Origin of the sequence: Pseudomonas sp. NFACC14 (assembly GCF_900106885.1) — a bacterium.
Classification (GTDB): Bacteria; Pseudomonadota; Gammaproteobacteria; order Pseudomonadales; family Pseudomonadaceae; genus Aquipseudomonas; species Aquipseudomonas fluorescens_AA.
Genome location: NZ_FNOA01000005.1, coordinates 1 through 17,584, shown reverse-complemented (window position 1 = coordinate 17,584; position 17,584 = coordinate 1). Strand labels below are relative to the sequence as shown.

Here is a 17,584-nt window from a genome sequence, read left to right as displayed (position 1 = left end):
CCTGAAAGTTGACTTTCAGGCGACGATCAAAGGATCGCAGCCTCGCTTCGCTCGACAGCTCCTACAGTCCCTAGCCCAAGTTTTATTAAAGGCTGAACCGCCCAACCTTGCTGTTCAAGTTCACGACCAGGTACAGGTTAACCATGTCCCCGGTTCAACTGTTCTATGCCCGGCAGGTAGCTGATAGGTCTCGGAGCCTGCCCGCACAATCTCTTAACGGAACGCCATTTTCTGCCGATACCCTGATGAGCCCTGGTTTTTCCAGCGTTTCGGCGTGCGGAAACGGCTCGCAATGTGCGTCACGACACAGCCAGACCAAGCGATTACTGAAATCCCTTGAACGTTGCTGGCTGGTGGCTATCATCTGCGCGCCTCGGGGTTGTGACACGGCGTTTCGTTGTTATGCCATTGGGTTATTTTCTTACTTGCCTGGACATCCTCGATGCTGGCGTACCACCAAAAAAGTTTTCTGATCGTCGATGATTTCTCGGATTTCCGCAGTTCGATCCGGTCCATGCTGCGTGAACTGGGCGTCAAGGACGTGGACACCGCCGACACCGGTGAAGTGGCGCTGCGCATGTGCTCGCAGAAGCGTTATGACTTCATCTTGCAGGACTATCACCTGGGCGATGGGCGCAAGAATGGCCAGCAGGTGCTGGAAGACCTGATGGTCGAGAAGCTGATCAGCCATGAAAGTGTGTTTCTCATGGTGACCGCCGAGACCAGCCAGGCGATGGTGCTCAGTGCCCTGGAGCATGAGCCGGATGCGTACCTGACCAAGCCGTTCAACCGCTCCGGCCTGGCCCAGCGGCTGGAGCGGCTCGAGCAGCGCAAGACCCTGCTCAAGCCGATCCTGCAGGCCCTCGATCGTGGCAAGCCGATGGAAGTGCTCAATGCCTGCATCGCCTTGTGCAAGCAGGACCCGCGCTACGGGCCGTTGTGCCTGCGTTATCGGGCCGATGCGTTGCGTGACCTGAATCAGAACGAGGCCCTGGAGCGGCTGTACAACTCCATCCTGGCGGATCGCCCGTTGCCGTGGGCCTACGCGGGGCTGGGCAAGTTGATGTTCAAGCGCGGCCAGGTGGGGCAGGCCAAGGCGGTTTATGAAAAAGCCCTGAAAGTCTTTCCGATGATGCCGGCGTTGTACGACGGCATGGCCGAAGTGTTGATGGCCGAAGGTGACACCAAGCAGGCGCAGCATGTGCTGGAAGAGGCGGTGCGCCTGTCGCCGCTGGCCGTGCGTCGCCAGTCGTTGCTGGGCAAGTTGGCGATGACCAACGAAGACTACGACACGGCTTCCCGGGCTTATCGCCAGGCGGTCGGGCAGGGCGCGCAGTCGCGCTTCAAGGATCCGGAAAGCAACCTCGGCCTGGCCCACGCGCTGATCAGCAAGGGCAGCGAAAAAGGCCTCGATACCCGCACCCGGCTGGAGATCAACACCACCCTCAGTGCCGTGGCGAAGGAGAACCTCAACGACCCGGGGTTGCAGGTCCGGGCGCGGCTGATGAAGGCCACCAGCCTGTTGCTCAACGATGCCGAAACCGCCGAGAAGCTCACCGAGCAGGCCTTGCAGCGCCTCGATGGCATGGAGCAGTTCATGAGCGCCGAGGCCGCGTTGCTGGTGGCCAAGCAGTTGCAAATGCTTGGCCAGACCAGCGCCGGGGAGTCGATGCTCAAGAACTGCGCGGAAATCTACGGTGATGACCCGGCGGTGATGCAAGGCATTGCCAAGCTCACCGACGACCCGAACATCCTCAATCAGGGCAATGCCGCCGCGGAGTTGAACCGCGAAGGTGTGCGGGTCTACAAGACTGGCGCATTGCCGGAGGCGCGGGAGCTGTTCCGCCGTGCGCTGAAGATGCAACCGAAGAACATCAGTATTGCCCTGAACATGGCGCAATCGCTGCTGCATGGCACCGACACCAGCGTGGAGTCGGAACTGCTGCAGGAGTGCCGCGACTGCCTGAAACTGGTGGGCATGATGCCCGACTCCGATGCGCGTTTTGCGCGTTATCAAAAACTGCGAAGCAAGGCATTTGGCGATGAATGACAGCGAACAGGCCCTCGATTTTTCCACGGTGATCGCGTCGACCGTGCACGACATGAAAAACTCCCTGACCTTGCTCATGCAGGCACATGGGCAATGGCTCGAACGCCTGCCCGAATCCGAGCGACAGACCTCGGAGCAGGGTGTCATCGAGTTCGAGTTCGCCCACCTCAATGGCCTCATGGTGCAGTTGCTGGGGCTGTACAAGCTCGGCGTCAACCAGTTGCCGTTGCACCCGGCCTACCACGAGCTGGACGATTTCATCGAGGCGCAACTGGCCGGCCATCAGGATGTGTTCCGCAGCCGCGGAATCATGGCCACCTACGATGTCGATCCCCTCAGCCCCTTGGGCTTTTTCGACCGCGAGCTGGTGGCTTCGGTGCTCGACAACTGCATCAACAACGCCATTCGTCATGCGCGCCAGGCGCTGCTGATCAGTGTGAGTGACGAAGCCGGGCAACTGGTGCTGACCATCAATGACGACGGCGACGGTTACCCGCCAGAGATGATCGAGCGTCAGGCCGAGTATGTGCAGGGCATCAACCACAGCAGCGGCAGCACCGGGCTGGGCCTGTACTTCGCCGCGCGAATCGCCGGGCTGCACCAGCGTGGCGGCGTGAGCGGGCGGACCGAGATTGCCAATGGCGGTGTGTTGGGCGGTGGAGTGTTCCGGCTTTACTTGCCCTGAACAGGCCCTCCATGAGTGTCCCTGGCAACACAAATCCCCTGTGGGAGCGAGCCTGCTCGCGATAGCGGTGTATCAGCCAACTCAATATTGGCTGGGCCGACGCTATCGCGAGCAAGCTCGCTCCCACAGTCGTATTGCATAAGATTTTAATTGCCTCCGGGCGCTTGATATTCCGAACAGCCGGAGCCTATTTTGTACGGGTTGCCGTTCGCGGCTCGCACATAACAAGGATTGCGTCATGACGACCGATGGCCAGCGTTCACTCGCGCAGCGACTGACGGGCATTGATGAGATTGAATGTGTCACGCCGGATTTGAATGGCGTGCCGCGAGGCAAGGTGATGACCGCCGAAGGGTTCCTCGAAGGCCGGCGGTTGCAATTGGCGCGGGGTGTGCTGCTGCAATGCATCATGGGCGGTTATCCGCCGTCGCGTTTCTACGGCAGTGATGATGGCGACCTGGCGCTGGTGGCCGACCCGAAACAGATCCACCGCCTGCCCTGGAGCCAACAGCCCCGGGCCCTGGCCATCTGCGACGCCGACGAACTGACCGGTGAAAGCTCTCGGCTCTCGACGCGCGGCCAGCTCAAGGCCGTTGTCGCGCGCTATGCCGCCCTTGGCCTGGCGCCAGTGGTGGCGACCGAGCTGGAGTTCTTCGTGTTCGCCCCCAACCCGGACCCGACCCAGCCGTTCCAGCCGCCGATGGGCCTGGATGGACGTCGCGAAGACGGCCACTCGGCGTTCAGCGTCAGCTCCAACAATGGCCTGCGCCCGTTCTTCAGCGAAGTCTATGCCTGCATGGCGGCGCTGGGCTTGCCGCGCGACACCTTCATGCATGAAATGGGCGTGAGCCAGTTCGAGATCAATCTGCTGCACGGCGACCCGTTGCTGCTGGCCGACCAGACTTTCCTGTTCAAGCACCTGCTCAAGGAAGTGGCCCTCAAGCACGGCCTGACCGTGGTCTGCATGGCCAAGCCCCTGGCCCACACGCCGGGCAGTTCGATGCATATCCACCAGAGTGTCGTCGAGGCGGACAGCGGCCGCAACGTCTTCAGCGACGAAGCGGGTGAACCGACGGCCGCGTTCCGGCACTTCATCGGAGGGCAACAGGCTTGCCTGGCGGACTTCACCGCGTTGTTCGCGCCGAACGTGAATTCCTACCAGCGGCTGTGCCACCCGTTCGCTTCACCGAACAATGCCTGTTGGTCCCACGACAATCGTTCGGCCGGGCTGCGGATTCCCGCCAGTTCGCCAGTGGCCCGCCGGGTCGAGAACCGCTTGCCCGGGGCCGATGCCAACCCCTACCTGGCGATTGCCGCCAGTCTGGCCGCCGGGTTGTACGGGATCGAGTATCGCCTGGAGCCGAGCGCGGCGATCCAGGGCGAATTCGAAGTGCCGGATAATCTTTCGCTACCCTGTACCTTGCATGCCGCCCTGGAGCGTCTGAAGCGTAGTCATCTGGCGAAGGAACTGTTCGGCACGGAGTTCATCGAAGGCTACATCGCTTCCAAGACCCTGGAGCTGACCAGCTTCTTCGATGAAATCACCCCCTGGGAGCGACGTGTCCTGGCGGCCCAGGCATAAAGAACCGCTGCATTCGGGCTATCTTCAATGGATAGCCCTTACTCACCTCAAGGAGCCGCTCGGAACGCCGATGCGCCAAATCTGGAAACCTTTTCGAGCGCTTTATTTCGCCTCGCTGATGATGTTGATCGGCTCTGGCCTCTTGAGTACTTACCTGGCCTTGCGCCTGGCCGCCGACCATGTGGACAGCCTCTGGGTCGGTGCGCTGATGGCCGCCAACTATTTCGGCCTCGTGCTGGGGGGCAAGATCGGCCACCGGCTGATCGCCCGCGTCGGGCACATCCGCGCCTATTCGGCCTGTGCCGGGATCGTCGGGGCAGCGGTGCTGGGCCATGGCCTGGTGGACTGGCTGCCGGCGTGGGTCGTGCTGCGGATGATTGTTGGCCTGGGCATGATGTGCCAGTACATGGTCATCGAAAGCTGGCTCAATGAGCAGGCCGATGCCAAGCAGCGCGGGGTGGTGTTCAGCGGCTACATGATCGCCTCGTACCTGGGGCTGGTGCTGGGGCAGTTGATCCTGGTCATGCACCCGGCCTTGGGCCTGGAGCTGCTGATGCTGGTGGCGCTGTGCTTCGCCCTGTGTCTGGTGCCGGTAACGCTGACCCGGCGAATTCACCCGGCGGCGCTGCATCCGGCGCCCATGGAACCACGTTTCTTCATCAAGCGTGTGCCGCAGTCGTTGAGCACGGTGTTGGGTTCGGGGCTGATCGTCGGCTCGTTCTATGGCTTGGCACCGCTGTACGCCTCCCAGCAGGGTCTGTCGACCGAGCAGGTCGGTCTGTTCATGGGGAGCTGCATCTTTGCCGGATTGTTGGTGCAGTGGCCACTGGGCTGGCTCTCTGACCGCTACGACCGGGCGCTGCTGATCCGCTGCTTTGCGCTGGTCCTGGCGATTTGTGCGCTGCCGTTGGCGATCCTTCCGGCGGTGCCGCTGGAGGTGCTGTTCGTCGCCGGGTTCTTCTGTTCGTTGGTGCAGTTCTGTCTGTATCCGCTGGCGGTGGCGTTTTCCAACGACCACGTCGAAGCGGATCGAAGGGTGTCCCTGACCGCGATGCTATTGGTGACCTATGGCGTTGGCGCCAGTATCGGGCCGCTGGTGGCGGGTGTGCTGATGAAGATGTTCGGTAGCCAGATGCTCTACGGCTTTTTCGCCTTCTTCGCCCTGGTGCTGGTGTGGCGGATCCGGCCGAAAGCGGTGACCAACCTGCATCAGGTCGATGACGCACCGCTGCATCACGTGGCGATGCCGGACAGCATGTCGAGTTCGCCCCTGGTGGCGTGCCTCGATCCGCGGGTGGATGAGCAAGTGGTGCAGGAGCAGATGCAGGCACCGACCAGCCCGGAGGCGGAGCCCGAGCCCGCCCCTGAGACCGTGGCTGAAGCTGACGCCGAGGCGCCTGAGCCCCCCAGCTTTACCCAGGCCAGGCCTTGAAACGGGCATGAAAAAACGGGCAGTCACCGCAAGGGACTGCCCGTTTTTTCATGGCTCGACGATCAGAGGTCGTCTTTATCGAAGCGTCGGGCTTCACGCTGGAGCTGGTAGACGAACCGCTCGACCTGCCGCTGCACCAAGCCGCTGATGTTGTGGAAGCGTACGCCAGCGAAGGTGGTGTTGATCCTTTCTTCGAAATGCAGGTAGCGCAACTCGACTGGCGCGGTCATGTTGCCAAACGGCAGGGCCGCGATGAAACGCTCATACACCTGGCCCAATTGCAGGCGTTCGGTGATGTCGCCGTCAAAGCGCAGCTTGCAACCGGTGGCGGAGATGTCCAGCAGCTTGCCGTCCACGGGGGACTTGAGCTTTTCGCCGCCCAGTTCAACGCTCACCAGTTGGGCCAGTTTCAGGGCGGCGCGGAAGGCATTGCGACGCTGGTGGTAGACCACTTCGTCGGGCAGGGCGCCGCGATAGCAGCGACCGTCGCTGGATTCATCGATGGTCAGTGGGCCCTTGCCATCCCAGGCGATGCGCACGCCGTCATGGAAACCTTCGACGCGAAACGGCTCGCCGGCCAGCAGGAAACGCTCGCCGTCCCGGGGAATCATTTCATCCAGGGCGATGGAGTTGGTCTCGCGATCGACATTGACCAGATAGCTCTGGAAGCGCTGGGTACGTTCATGGAAGGTAATGATCAGCGGGTCATGGCTATCTTGCAGCATCCGCAGGTTGCCAGAAATTTCCAGGGGCGTGGTGAGGACCTTGGGGGGCTGCGGAGCGTCATCCGCGTTTGAGGCATTGAACACGGTGGGTCAATCTCCAGGCAAAATACGACTACGAATGGCCGGCATTTTGCCAGCATGTATCGCGCGTTGATAGAGCGAAGGCATTGTTCGTTTCATGCCTGGCTGAGCGGGCGGTGCTTGACCATTCTAGCCGTCGAACCGCTAGCGTCATACAGCGTCGGGATCTCGCCACCGTTGAGAATGCGTAACTGGTTGGCGGTGGCGGCCTGCTGCATCAGGATGGACTGACCGTTGCGGGCGTTGGTCGCCTGGCATTGGGCGAGCAGGTCGTTGAGCACCTTGCTCTGGGACCGCAGCTGATCGCCGAGGGTCGACTGGGCGGCCAACTGCTCAAGGCCGTCATGACTGGCGGGCAGGTTGAGGCTGGCGAGGATCTCGCTGCGCTTGCGGCCATGCTGGTCGAGCAAGATGATCAATGCCTGTTTCTGCGCCAGGATGGTTTCCAGCAAAGGCATGTCACGACCGTGCAGTGCCACGGATTCGGCCTGCAATAGCTCCAGCAGTTGTTGCGCTGGAACGAAGTCGTCGATGATCAGTTGCAATAAATGAGTGTCGTGCATGGCTGGCCTTGGGTCTTAGCGTCCAAAAGCCTGGCGCAGGCGGCGGCCTAGCGCTGGGCTTCGAAGTTGAGCAGTTTGCTGGCTACGCGGTTGCTGTCGACTTTGTAGCTGCCATCGGCGATGGCTGCTTTCAACTCGGCCACGCGGGCGTTGTCCACGACAGGTTGATCGCGCAGCTTGTCAGTGATCTTCTGCAACTGCTGAGCCTCATTGCTGAGGTGTACCGACTCCCCGTTGCTGACCTTTTCGGCTGGCGTGGACACCGGCGCGGATTTGTCGGATTCGACGGTTTCCTTGGCGGCGCTGGTACGCGTAGTGCCTGTCAACGGTGAAGAGCTGTTTAAACGATTGAAATCGATGACCATGGTAAAAAACCTCTGGGTATTTGGACGCTTGCCATGTTTTCGGCCATTCCCAAAAAAACTTTAGGCTCATTTATTCAATGAACGTGCGCACGTCTGCGCTTGCCTTTGCGTAAGGCACAGTCTAGGGAACACCGGGATCAAGCGCCAGCTTTCTACCTCCTCTACCGGGTCATTACATCGCCACTTCCACTTGGCCTGGAGCCATCACTTGCGCCTTGATGACGCGCTGGGAATTGAGGTTTTTTACCCGTATCTGTTCACGCATGCCGCCGTTGGACAGGGCCTCGCCGGGCATCCGCACGGCCAGTGAGCCGCTGCGGGCGGTGATGACCACCTGGTCGCCCTTGCGGACCACCTCGGCCTGTTCCAGGTGCACCAGCGTCACGACCTGATCGGCGACCATTGGTCGGACAAGTTTCTGCCCGATGGCCTGATCGACAGAGGTCAGGAAGCCCTGGGTGATCTGGCTGATGTCCCGTTCGCGCAACATCACGTCCTGGGGCTCGACGATCCCGGCTCGCTTGAGCGGACGCGTGGTGGTGACGATTTCCCGGAACAGGCGCACTTGAGCGGGCACGAACACCGTCCAGGGCGCGGCGCTGTCGCAACGAACCTTCACCGTGACACGGCCCAGGGGCCGGGCCGGGCTCTCCAGGGAAGCAGTCAATTCCTTGTCACACATGGGCATGCGCAAGCGCGGGTCGAGCTGGTTGACTTCGATTTCGTAACGACCTTCGGTTTGACTGGTTGCCAGGTAGTCTTCTACGGTGAATTCAAGAAAGCCCTGAGTGACGCCGATAAGGAGATCAGGCAAGGTAACCGGAGCCGCCGCAAGGGCAGGGCCGCCCGAAGCGAACAGGCAGGCGGCCAGCAGTGCACCGAGCCAGTGGCGGCAGTGAGTGGTCAGGCGTCGAGAAAATGTCGTTTGTGCGTTCATGCCGGTTCAAAAGCAAGCCCCGTGCCGTTTAGTGATGAATGCGCGTCGGACACATTAGCGTTAGGTAGGAGTCAGGGCATGGCGGGAGTAATGGATTCGGTGAACCAGCGCACTCAGCTGGTCGGTCAGAATCGCCTGGAGCTGTTGTTGTTCCGTCTCGACGGCCAACAAATGTACGGGATCAACGTATTCAAGGTCCGCGAGGTGCTGCAATGCCCCAAGCTGACCCTGATGCCCAAGTCCAGCCCCGTCGTGTGCGGTGTGGCCAATATCCGGGGTGCGACCATCCCGATTCTCGATCTGGCGATGGCGACCGGTTCCGGTCGGTTGCTGGACCAGAGCAATCCGTTCGTGATCATCACCGAGTACAACACCAAGACCCAGGGGTTCCTGGTGCGCTCGGTGGAGCGCATCGTCAACATGAACTGGGAGGAGATCCATCCGCCGCCCAAGGGCACCGGCCGCGATCACTACCTGACGGCTGTGACCCGGGTCGACAACCAGTTGGTGGAAATCATCGACGTGGAGAAGATCCTCGCCGAAGTGGCGCCCACGCCGGAGGCGATTTCCGCGGGTGTGGTAGACGCCGAGACCCAGCACAAGGCGATTTCGCTGCGGGTGCTGACTGTCGATGATTCGTCGGTGGCGCGTAAGCAGGTGACCCGTTGCCTGCAAACGGTCGGTGTGGAAGTGGTGGCGTTGAACGATGGGCGGCAGGCGCTGGATTACCTGCGTGCGCTGGTCGACGAGGGCAAGAAGCCCGAGGAGGAGTTCCTGATGATGATCTCCGACATCGAGATGCCGGAGATGGACGGGTACACCCTGACCTCGGAAATCCGCAGCGATCCGCGCATGCAAAAGCTGCACATCATCTTGCATACTTCGCTGTCCGGGGTTTTCAACCAGGCGATGGTCAAGAAGGTCGGTGCCGACGATTTCCTGGCGAAATTCCGTCCCGACGACCTGGCGTCCCGGGTCGTCGATCGGATCAAGTCAGCAGAATAAAGTAAAGGTCGGGCGCGTTGTGCGCCCGGCAAGTCAACACGATGAAAGAGGCGGTATCTTGTCTACGGGTAATTTGGATTTCGAACAGTTCCGGGTCTTCCTGGAAAAAGCCTGTGGCATCTTGCTTGGTGAAAACAAGCAATACCTGGTGTCGAGCCGTCTCAATAAATTGATGGAGCAACAGGGCCTCAAGTCATTGGGCGAGCTTGTGCAGCGTATCCAGACCCAACCGCGCAGCGGCTTGCGCGAGATGGTGGTGGACGCCATGACCACCAACGAAACCCTGTGGTTTCGTGATACCTATCCGTTCGAAGTGCTGAAGAACAAAGTGCTGCCGGCCGCTATCAAGGCCAGCCCGGGCCAGCGCCTGCGGATCTGGTCGGCGGCCTGTTCGTCGGGGCAGGAACCCTATTCGCTGTCGATGTCCATCGATGAGTTCGAGCGTTCCAACCTGGGCCAGTTGAAAGGCGGTGTGCAGATCGTCGCCACCGACCTGTCCGGGACCATGCTCAATAACTGCAAGACTGGCGAGTACGACAGCCTGGCCATCGGCCGGGGTTTGTCGCCGGACCGGCTGCAACGCTACTTCGACCCGAAAGGGCCGGGCAAGTGGGTGGTCAAGGCACCGATCAAGAGCCGGGTGGAGTTTCGCTCGTTCAACCTGCTGGACAGCTACGCCAGCCTGGGCAAGTTCGACATCGTGTTTTGCCGCAATGTGCTGATCTACTTCTCCGCCGAAGTGAAGAAAGACATCCTGCTGCGCATCCACGGCACGCTCAAGCCAGGCGGCTACCTGTTCCTTGGCGCCTCCGAGGCGTTGAACGGTTTGCCGGATCATTACCAGATGGTCCAGTGCAGCCCGGGGATCATCTACCAGGCGAAGTGATTCGCGGGTGTTGTCAAAAAAAACGGGAGCCCCAAGGGGCTCCTTTTTTTGCCTGCCGCCGGCACCATCCCCTGTGGGAGCGAGCTTGCTCGCGATAGCGGCGGCCCATCCAAAATCCATGTCACTGACAGACCGCTATCGCGAGCAAGCTCGCTCCCACATTTTGACTCGCGTCGCCTGATGAAAGCGGCAGAAAAGCGGCAGGTAAGCGGAAACCCGTTGCCGCTTTTCTGGCATTGCCGCTTTGCCGGTGCCCGCAAAGCCCCAGTTTATGGGGTTTTTGGAAATGGCACGGCGCTTGCTTTAGCCGTCGTACGTACATTCTGGTCACCCAAAGGTTTCCGACATGAGCATCAGCTTCGATAAAGCGCTCGGTATCCACGAACAGGCCCTGAGCTTCCGCGCCCAGCGTGCCGAAGTCCTGGCCAACAACATCGCCAACGCCGACACCCCAAACTACAAGGCGCGGGACCTGGACTTTTCCAAGGTGCTCGCCGAACAGAACGATAAGGCCAAGAACGGTCACTTCGCCTTGAACATGACCAACAGCCGTCATATCGAAGCCGAAGGCCTGGGTAATGGCGACGAGTCGCTGATGTATCGCACGCCGATGCAGCCGTCGATCGACCAGAACACCGTGGACGCTCAACTGGAACAGTCCAACTATGCGGAAAACTCCGTGAACTTCCAGGCCAGCTTCACCCTGCTCAACAGTAAGTTCAAAGGGCTGGTATCGGCCCTGCGCGGAGAGTAAGCCATGTCGATTGCTAGCGTATTCAACATTGCCGGCAGTGCCATGAGTGCCCAGACCACTCGCCTGAACACCGTCGCCAGTAACATCGCCAACGCCGAGACCGTTTCGTCGAGCATCGACCAGACCTACCGCGCCCGCCACCCGGTGTTCGCCACCATGTTCCAGGGCGGCCAGTCCGGCGGCAGCGACTCGCTGTTCCAGGACCAGGAAGCGGCCGGGCAGGGCGTACAGGTGCTTGGCGTGGTCGAGGACCAGAGCAACCTCGAAGCACGTTATGAGCCAAACCATCCGGCCGCGGACGCCAAGGGTTATGTCTACTACCCGAACGTCAACGTCGTCGAAGAAATGGCCGACATGATTTCCGCCAGTCGTTCGTTCCAGACCAACGCCGAAATGATGAACACCGCCAAAGCCATGATGCAGAAGGTCCTGACCCTCGGTCAGTGATAAGGGGCGAGTCACATGAGCGTTACCAACACTACAAGCGGTTTGAGCCTCAACGAGATTCTGGCCAACTCCTCGGTCAAGACCAACAACACCTCCGATGCCCTCGGGGCAATGACAGGTGCGGCGACCGGCAAGAAGGAACTGGGCAAGGATGCGTTCCTGCAACTGCTCGTTACCCAACTGAAGAACCAGAACCCGTTGGAGCCCCAGGACAACGGCGAATTCGTTGCCCAGTTGGCGCAGTTCAGCAGCCTGGAAGGCATCACCACCCTCAACGAGACGGTGAGCGGCATCGCCGGCAACTACAACTCGTCCCAGGCCTTGCAGGCCTCGTCGCTGGTGGGCCGCTCGGTCATCGCCCCGGGTGACAAGGCTGTGGTCGATACCTCCAAGAGCCTCAACGGTACGGTGGTGGTACCGGCATCGGTGTCCTCCGTCGCCGTCAAGATCGTGGACAAGGACGGCAAGACCGTTCGCACCATCGACCTGGGCAGCCAGAACGCCGGCAACTCGGCATTCATCTGGGATGGCAAGAACGACGCGGGCACGGTCGTTGAGTCGGGCACTTACACCTTCGCCGCCTCGACCACCATCGACGGCAAGGCCACGTCGCTGATCACCAACCTGCCGGCCACGGTCAGCAGCGTGACCATCAGCCAGACGGGCGGTGAGCTGATGCTCAACCTGGCCGGGCTGGGCAGCATTGCCCTGTCCAAAGTACAAACTATTGGTATGTAGAGCCGACTAACCGGCAAAAGGAGTCAACATGTCTTTTAACATCGGCCTTAGCGGTCTCTATGCAGCCAACAAACAGCTGGACGTGACCGGCAACAACATCGCCAACGTGGCGACCACCGGTTTCAAATCGTCCCGCGCGGAATTCGAAGACGTCTACTCGGCCACCAGGCTGGGCTCGGGCAGCAAGACCGTCGGCAACGGTGTGCGCCTGGCCAACGTCTCCCAGCAGTTCGGCCAGGGTGACGTGAACAACACCGGCAACGTGCTGGACATGGGCATCCAGGGCCAGGGCTTCTTTGTCCTGAGCAACGACGGTTCCCTGAGCTACACCCGTGCCGGTACGTTCAAGACCGACAAGGAAGGCTTCATCACCAACACTGACGGTACTTCGCGCCTTCAGGGCTACGGTGTGGACGCCAACGGCAAGATCCAGAACGGTATCCTGACCGACCTGCGCATCGACACCTCCAACCTGCCGCCGACTGCCACCAGCCTGGTGTCCTCGACGATTAACCTGAACTCGACAGCGCCGGCGATCACTGCGGCGTTCAATCCGAACGACACCGCTACGTTCACCAAGCAGTTCACCACCCCGGTCTACGACACCCAGGGCAACCAGCATTCCATGGACCAGTACATGGTCAAGACTGCCGGCAACACCTGGAACGTCTATACCTTGATCGACGGTCGTAACCTCAACGGCACCTTGCCGACCACGACCGGTGCGACCGCGCCGATTCCTTCGACCATGAACTTCGATTCGAGCGGCAAGTTGACCACGGTCACCACTCCGCCAGCGACGGTCAATAGTGATCTGGTACTGACCGGTTGGGTTCCCGGCACCGTGACCAACGGCGTATGGGCCGCCAACGGCGCCGCCAGTGCGCCAACCATCACGATTTCCATGGGCAATACCACTCAATTCAACGCCGACACCGCGCGGTCGATCCCTACCCAGAACGGTTACGCCACCGGTCAGATCACTAACCTGACCATCGACGGTAGCGGTGTATTGCTGGCCAACTTCAGCAACAACCAGACCAAGCCGATCGGCCAGCTCGCCCTCGCCAGCTTCACCAACGAGCAAGGCCTGCAGCCAGTAGGCGGCACCAGTTGGAAGGAAACCTTCGCCTCGGGTATCCCGGGCTACGACGCCCCCACCACTGGTACCCTGGGTTCGATCGTCTCCAACTCCCTGGAAGAGTCCAACGTCAACCTGACCAACGAACTGGTCGAGCTGATCAAGGCCCAGAGCAACTACCAGGCGAACGCCAAGACCATCTCCACCCAGAGCACCATCATGCAGACCATCATTCAGATGACCTGATAGCTGGCTGTTGCAAAAAAAAACCGACGTCTTGGGCGTCGGTTTTTTTATGGGTGAATTTTGAACGGATGACCGTTTGTCGGGTAGCTGGTGCGGAATTTGCACTTCAGTCCAAATCGCTCAAAGAGCGTCAAGTTTCCATACGACTGTCATCAAGCCTGTATTGACTGACGACAGGGATGTCACGAAAACCAAGGGACGGATACCAGTTGAAACCTCATAACGCGGTCAGCGCGCCTGTCGTCGCGCCTTCATTGAAATCGCTACTGCGTCGGGGGCTGCTCGGCGCTGCCCTGTTTTCCGGTGTGATCAATATTCTGGCGCTGATCGGCCCCGTATTCATGTTGGAAGTGTATGACCGGGTGATTCCCAGCCAGAGCGTGCCGACATTGGTGGCGCTGGGCTTGCTGGCGCTGGGGGTCTATGCGCTTTCGGGCCTGCTGGATGTCATTCGTTCCCGGGTCATGGTGCGAATCGCTTCTTCCCTGGATCTGGCACTGTCCACCAAGGTCTTCAATGTGATCGCCGGTGTGTCGCTGAAAACGCCCATTACTGGCGATGCCCTGAAACCGGCCCAGGAACTGGACCAGATCCGGAACTTCATAGGTGGTCCGGGCCTGGTGGCCTTTTTCGATTTGCCCTGGATGCCGGTTTACCTCGCGGTCTGCTTTTACATTCACCCGCTGTTCGGTCTTTTGGCCGCCGGCCTGATGGCCATCCTCATCGCGCTGACCGTCACCACTGACCGGCAAACCCGCAAATTGATGCAGGCGTCAGCCGAGGCGTTGAACAGGCGCAATCATCTGGGCCAGCAAGCCCACCAGAACGCCGAAGCCCTCAAGGCCATGGGCATGGTGGCTGACACGTCGAACATCTGGCAGAAGAATCACAGCACCTTCATCACCCTGCAACGACGTTCGATCGACATCGGCGGCTTTTACGGTGGCATTTCCAAAACCCTGCGCCAGGTCGTTCAATCGGCCGCCCTGGCCCTGGGCGCGTGGCTGGTGATCAAAGGCGACTTGAGCGGCGGCACGATGATTGCGGCCTCGATTATTGTGGCGCGAACCCTGGCACCGGCGGAGCAGGTCATTGCCACGTGGCGCAGCCTGTTGGGTGCCCAGATCGCCTGGAGGAAGCTGCTGGAAGTGTTCTCTCTGTTCCCGGATACCCAGAGCAAGACTGAACTGCCCGCTGCCCATCGCCATTTGCAGGTGGAAAGTGTTTTTGCCGCGCCGCCCGGCGCGCAGCGCCTGACATTGCAAAATATCAACTTCATGGTCGCCGCAGGCACCGCTGTCGGTGTGGTGGGGCCGAGTGCATCGGGCAAGTCGTCATTGGCGCGTGTGTTGGTCAACGCATGGGCACCGGCGCGGGGGCATGTCCGGCTCGATGGGGCGCCGTTGGACCTGCTGGCTGAGCAGGCTCGAGGCAAGTTGATCGGTTATCTGCCGCAAAGCGTTGGCCTGTTTGCCGGAACCGTCGCCCAGAACATCGCACGATTGGACGCTTCAGCACAGGACGGTGCGATTGTCAGTGCCGCGCAATCGGCCGGGGTTCATGAGCTGATTCTGCAACTACCCCAGGGTTACGAAACCCAAGTGGGCGAGGGTGGGGTCAACCTTTCGGCGGGGCAACGGCAGCGAGTGGCATTGGCCAGGGCGCTGTTTGGTGATCCGTTCCTGGTGGTGTTGGACGAGCCGAATTCAAACCTCGACGCCGACGGCGAGCAAGCGCTGGCCAAGGCGATCCTGGCGCTCAAGGCTCGCGGCGCAATCGTGGTGGTGATTGCCCATCGCACCAGCATTTTGGCGGTGATCGATCAGGTACTGATTCTCGAGAACGGTGTGCAGGCGGCTTTCGGCCCCAGGGATGTCGTCCTTAAACGACCGCCTGCAGCGACCTCCCGTCCCTCCAGCAATGTCGTGGAATTGGGAGTATCCAACTGATGCACACCGATCAAGAAGCCAGCCTGACCCATTCCTTGTCCCGTCATTTGCGTTGGGGGAGCCTCTCGTTGGTGGTGCTGCTCGGCGGCAGCCTGACGTGGGCGTTGTGCACCCAACTGTCCGGCGCTGTCGTCGCCACGGGCGTGGTGGCCGTGGAGGGTAGCGTCAAGACCATCCAGCATCCCACTGGCGGCGTGGTAGCCGAATTGCTGATCAAGGAAGGGCAGACCGTTGCGGCAGGAGATGTGCTGCTGCGCCTGGACGCAACCTTGCCGGCCGCCAGCCAAGCCATTGTGAGTAAGTCCTTGAATCAGGCCTGGGCCCGTCTGGCTCGCCTGGAGGCCGAGCGGGACAACGCCAGCGAAGTCCCGCTGCCCAAAGAGTTGCTGGCTCGCATGAGTGTGGATGAGGCCAAGGCTGTGATGGCTATCGAGCAGCAATTGTTTTTCGACCGACGCGCCTCCCGAGACGGCCAGAAGAAACAGCTGCGCGAGCGCATCCAGCAACTCAACGAAACCATTGCCGGCCACGACATTCAGCAGAAAACCAAGCAAGAAGAGATCGAGCTGATCGACAGTGAATACCAGGCCGTCAAGAAACTGTTCGACAAAGGCATGATGACCCTCGATCGGGTCAATGCCCTGGCCCGGGGCATTGCCCGGTTGCGTGGAGAACGGGGCCAGCTCATGGCATCGATTGCCGAGGCGCGGGGCAAGATCGCCGAAACCGAGTTGCAACGACTCCAGGTTGACCAGACCTTCCGCAGTGAAGTGTCCCAGGAACTGCGGGATCTGCTGGCCCGGCAAGGTGAACTGATCGAGCGGGAAATCACTGCCAGCGACCAGCTTAAACGCATCGACATCACCTCTCCCATCGCCGGTCGCGTGCAGCAATTGGCGGTGCATACCATTGGCGGCGTGATTTCCCCCGCCGAAGGACTGATGCAAATCGTACCGGCCGATGATGAGTTGCTGGTGGAGGCGAAGATCAGTGCCCAGGACATCGACCAACTGACGGTCGGGCAGTCGGCGATCTTGCGCTTGAGCGCCTTCAACCGCAGCACCACCCCGGAACTGACCGGCACCGTGGTGCGCCTGTCAGCGGATTTGATTCAGGATGAGCGTACCGGGATTGGGTTTTACCGGGCGGGTATCAGGATTCCTCAGAGCGAATTGGCAAAGCTTCAGGGGCTCGCCCTGGTGCCGGGGATGCCCGTGGAGTCGATGATCCAGACCGGCTCCCGGAACGTCATGTCTTATTTGCTTAAACCGATCAGCGACCACGCCCAGCGGGCCTTCCGGGAAGGATGAGGCTTTGCTGTTCCACTGACGCACAACCGATTCATCAACAGGGCAAGGAAGAAAAAATGGCAGTGATTAATGGGACATCGGGTGCGGACACGCTGGTGGGTACCACGAGTGCGGATCAGCTGTACGGGTTGGAAGGGAATGACTCGTTGAGTGGCGGAGATGGCAATGATTGGCTGGAGGGTGGCGCGGGTGCGGACACCCTCAATGGTGGGACAGGTATCGATACGGCGTCCTACGCGAATTCGACCGCTGGGGTGACAGTCAGCCTGATCACGGGGACTGGCCTGGGAGGGGATGCGCAGGGCGATACTTTGACGGCTATAGAAACCGTGGTGGGCTCGTCCTTCAACGACACGCTGACCGCCCAGACCAGTGGGCATTCCCTTCAGGGTGGGGCTGGTGATGATGTGTATATCGTCGGCGGAACGGGCGTGACAGTCTCCGAGTTGGTTGACGGAGGCAACGATGAAGTACGCACGACGCTGGGCGACCTGACGTTGGCAGCCAACGTTGAGCGCCTGACCTACACCGGTGCGGGCAACTTCGTCGGTCGTGGCAACGCCTTGGACAACATCATCACCGGCGGCGTCGGTAACGATGTTCTGATCGGCGGCAATGGCGCGGACCAATTGATTGGCGGTGCCGGTGTGGACATCGTCAGTTACGAGGACGCCAGCAGCGTCACCCTGAACCTGAAGACCGGCGTACATACAGGCTTCGCCGCGGGGGATACATTCAGCGGCATCGA

The 17,584-nt window shown here is 60.5% G+C and carries 17 protein-coding genes; 13 read left to right on the top strand and 4 right to left on the bottom strand.

What is annotated here, in order from left to right:
• Nucleotides 1–442: 442 nt before the first annotated feature.
• From BLU85_RS10180 to BLU85_RS10165, 4 genes are all read left to right on the top strand, one after another.
• Nucleotides 443–2,050 carry a tetratricopeptide repeat-containing response regulator gene (locus tag BLU85_RS10180; RefSeq protein WP_072412240.1) on the top strand — a complete coding sequence of 536 codons (1,608 nt, stop codon included), beginning with the start codon at nucleotides 443–445 and terminating at the stop codon, nucleotides 2,048–2,050.
• A complete protein-coding gene (locus BLU85_RS10175; RefSeq protein WP_092205395.1) occupies nucleotides 2,043–2,735 on the top strand; it encodes a sensor histidine kinase in 693 nt (230 codons plus the stop codon). The genes BLU85_RS10180 and BLU85_RS10175 overlap by 8 nt, the downstream gene beginning before the upstream one ends.
• Nucleotides 2,736–3,075: 340 nt before the next feature.
• Nucleotides 3,076–4,317 carry a glutamine synthetase family protein gene (locus BLU85_RS10170; protein ID WP_170847677.1) on the top strand — a complete coding sequence of 414 codons (1,242 nt, stop codon included), beginning with the start codon at nucleotides 3,076–3,078 and terminating at the stop codon, nucleotides 4,315–4,317.
• A gap of 70 nt (nucleotides 4,318–4,387) precedes the next feature.
• Nucleotides 4,388–5,749 (top strand): MFS transporter, encoded by a 1,362-nt coding sequence (locus BLU85_RS10165; RefSeq protein WP_092205397.1) that lies wholly within the window; start codon nucleotides 4,388–4,390, stop codon nucleotides 5,747–5,749.
• Nucleotides 5,750–5,811: 62 nt separating this feature from the next.
• Here the strand turns inward: BLU85_RS10165 and BLU85_RS10160 are convergent, their stop codons facing one another.
• The 4 genes from BLU85_RS10160 to flgA all read right to left on the bottom strand — a co-directional run bounded on the left by BLU85_RS10160 (nucleotide 5,812) and on the right by flgA (nucleotide 8,420).
• On the bottom strand, nucleotides 5,812–6,558 hold the full coding sequence (locus BLU85_RS10160; RefSeq protein WP_092205398.1) for a flagellar brake protein: 747 nt from the start codon (nucleotides 6,556–6,558) through the stop codon (nucleotides 5,812–5,814).
• Nucleotides 6,559–6,650: 92 nt separating this feature from the next.
• Entirely contained in the window at nucleotides 6,651–7,118 is a 468-nt protein-coding gene (locus tag BLU85_RS10155) for a flagella synthesis protein FlgN (protein WP_092169919.1), read from the bottom strand.
• A gap of 47 nt (nucleotides 7,119–7,165) precedes the next feature.
• The gene (gene flgM, locus BLU85_RS10150) at nucleotides 7,166–7,483 is read right to left on the bottom strand and encodes a flagellar biosynthesis anti-sigma factor FlgM (RefSeq protein WP_092205399.1); all 318 of its coding nucleotides are present in this window, start codon (nucleotides 7,481–7,483) and stop codon (nucleotides 7,166–7,168) included.
• Between the two features lie 172 nt (nucleotides 7,484–7,655).
• Nucleotides 7,656–8,420 (bottom strand): flagellar basal body P-ring formation chaperone FlgA, encoded by a 765-nt coding sequence (gene flgA, locus BLU85_RS10145; protein WP_092205400.1) that lies wholly within the window; start codon nucleotides 8,418–8,420, stop codon nucleotides 7,656–7,658.
• 78 nt (nucleotides 8,421–8,498) lie between these two features.
• On the opposite strand from flgA, the gene BLU85_RS10140 reads away from it, so the two are divergent.
• The 9 genes from BLU85_RS10140 to BLU85_RS10100 all read left to right on the top strand — a co-directional run.
• Nucleotides 8,499–9,425 carry a chemotaxis protein CheV gene (locus BLU85_RS10140; protein WP_092205401.1) on the top strand — a complete coding sequence of 309 codons (927 nt, stop codon included), beginning with the start codon at nucleotides 8,499–8,501 and terminating at the stop codon, nucleotides 9,423–9,425.
• A 58-nt stretch (nucleotides 9,426–9,483) separates the two neighbouring features.
• Complete coding sequence (gene cheR / locus BLU85_RS10135; protein ID WP_063324730.1) at nucleotides 9,484–10,311, top strand: protein-glutamate O-methyltransferase CheR; 828 nt, start codon at nucleotides 9,484–9,486, stop codon at nucleotides 10,309–10,311.
• Between the two features lie 346 nt (nucleotides 10,312–10,657).
• Entirely contained in the window at nucleotides 10,658–11,065 is a 408-nt protein-coding gene (flgB, locus tag BLU85_RS10130; RefSeq protein WP_092205402.1) for a flagellar basal body rod protein FlgB, read from the top strand.
• 3 nt (nucleotides 11,066–11,068) lie between these two features.
• On the top strand, nucleotides 11,069–11,512 hold the full coding sequence (flgC, locus tag BLU85_RS10125; RefSeq protein WP_060741038.1) for a flagellar basal body rod protein FlgC: 444 nt from the start codon (nucleotides 11,069–11,071) through the stop codon (nucleotides 11,510–11,512).
• Between the two features lie 15 nt (nucleotides 11,513–11,527).
• Nucleotides 11,528–12,250, top strand: coding sequence for a flagellar hook assembly protein FlgD (flgD, locus tag BLU85_RS10120; protein WP_092205403.1), 723 nt, complete (start codon nucleotides 11,528–11,530; stop codon nucleotides 12,248–12,250).
• 28 nt (nucleotides 12,251–12,278) lie between these two features.
• The gene (gene flgE / locus BLU85_RS10115) at nucleotides 12,279–13,577 is read left to right on the top strand and encodes a flagellar hook protein FlgE (protein ID WP_092205404.1); all 1,299 of its coding nucleotides are present in this window, start codon (nucleotides 12,279–12,281) and stop codon (nucleotides 13,575–13,577) included.
• A 209-nt stretch (nucleotides 13,578–13,786) separates the two neighbouring features.
• Nucleotides 13,787–15,526, top strand: coding sequence for a type I secretion system permease/ATPase (locus BLU85_RS10110; RefSeq protein ID WP_092205405.1), 1,740 nt, complete (start codon nucleotides 13,787–13,789; stop codon nucleotides 15,524–15,526).
• Nucleotides 15,526–16,836, top strand: coding sequence for an HlyD family type I secretion periplasmic adaptor subunit (locus BLU85_RS10105; RefSeq protein WP_092205406.1), 1,311 nt, complete (start codon nucleotides 15,526–15,528; stop codon nucleotides 16,834–16,836). The genes BLU85_RS10110 and BLU85_RS10105 overlap by 1 nt, the downstream gene beginning before the upstream one ends.
• Before the next feature lie 95 nt (nucleotides 16,837–16,931).
• A partial coding sequence (locus BLU85_RS10100) for a calcium-binding protein (protein ID WP_305882155.1) occupies nucleotides 16,932–17,584 on the top strand: 653 nt, incomplete at its 3' end.

Excerpts from the sequence above, each read along its gene's own strand:
- flgD (WP_092205403.1), top strand. The coding sequence starts at position 11,528 with ATGAGCGTTACCAACACTACAAGCGGTTTGAGCCTCAACGAGATTCTG.
- BLU85_RS10180 (WP_072412240.1), top strand. The coding sequence starts at position 443 with ATGCTGGCGTACCACCAAAAAAGTTTTCTGATCGTCGATGATTTCTCG.
- flgE (WP_092205404.1), top strand. The coding sequence starts at position 12,279 with ATGTCTTTTAACATCGGCCTTAGCGGTCTCTATGCAGCCAACAAACAG.
- flgC (WP_060741038.1), top strand. The coding sequence starts at position 11,069 with ATGTCGATTGCTAGCGTATTCAACATTGCCGGCAGTGCCATGAGTGCC.
- flgM (WP_092205399.1), bottom strand. The coding sequence starts at position 7,483 with ATGGTCATCGATTTCAATCGTTTAAACAGCTCTTCACCGTTGACAGGC.
- flgB (WP_092205402.1), top strand. The coding sequence starts at position 10,658 with ATGAGCATCAGCTTCGATAAAGCGCTCGGTATCCACGAACAGGCCCTG.
- flgA (WP_092205400.1), bottom strand. The coding sequence starts at position 8,420 with ATGAACGCACAAACGACATTTTCTCGACGCCTGACCACTCACTGCCGC.
- BLU85_RS10155 (WP_092169919.1), bottom strand. The coding sequence starts at position 7,118 with ATGCACGACACTCATTTATTGCAACTGATCATCGACGACTTCGTTCCA.
- BLU85_RS10105 (WP_092205406.1), top strand. The coding sequence starts at position 15,526 with ATGCACACCGATCAAGAAGCCAGCCTGACCCATTCCTTGTCCCGTCAT.
- BLU85_RS10175 (WP_092205395.1), top strand. The coding sequence starts at position 2,043 with ATGAATGACAGCGAACAGGCCCTCGATTTTTCCACGGTGATCGCGTCG.
- BLU85_RS10165 (WP_092205397.1), top strand. The coding sequence starts at position 4,388 with ATGCGCCAAATCTGGAAACCTTTTCGAGCGCTTTATTTCGCCTCGCTG.
- BLU85_RS10140 (WP_092205401.1), top strand. The coding sequence starts at position 8,499 with ATGGCGGGAGTAATGGATTCGGTGAACCAGCGCACTCAGCTGGTCGGT.
- BLU85_RS10170 (WP_170847677.1), top strand. The coding sequence starts at position 3,076 with ATGACCGCCGAAGGGTTCCTCGAAGGCCGGCGGTTGCAATTGGCGCGG.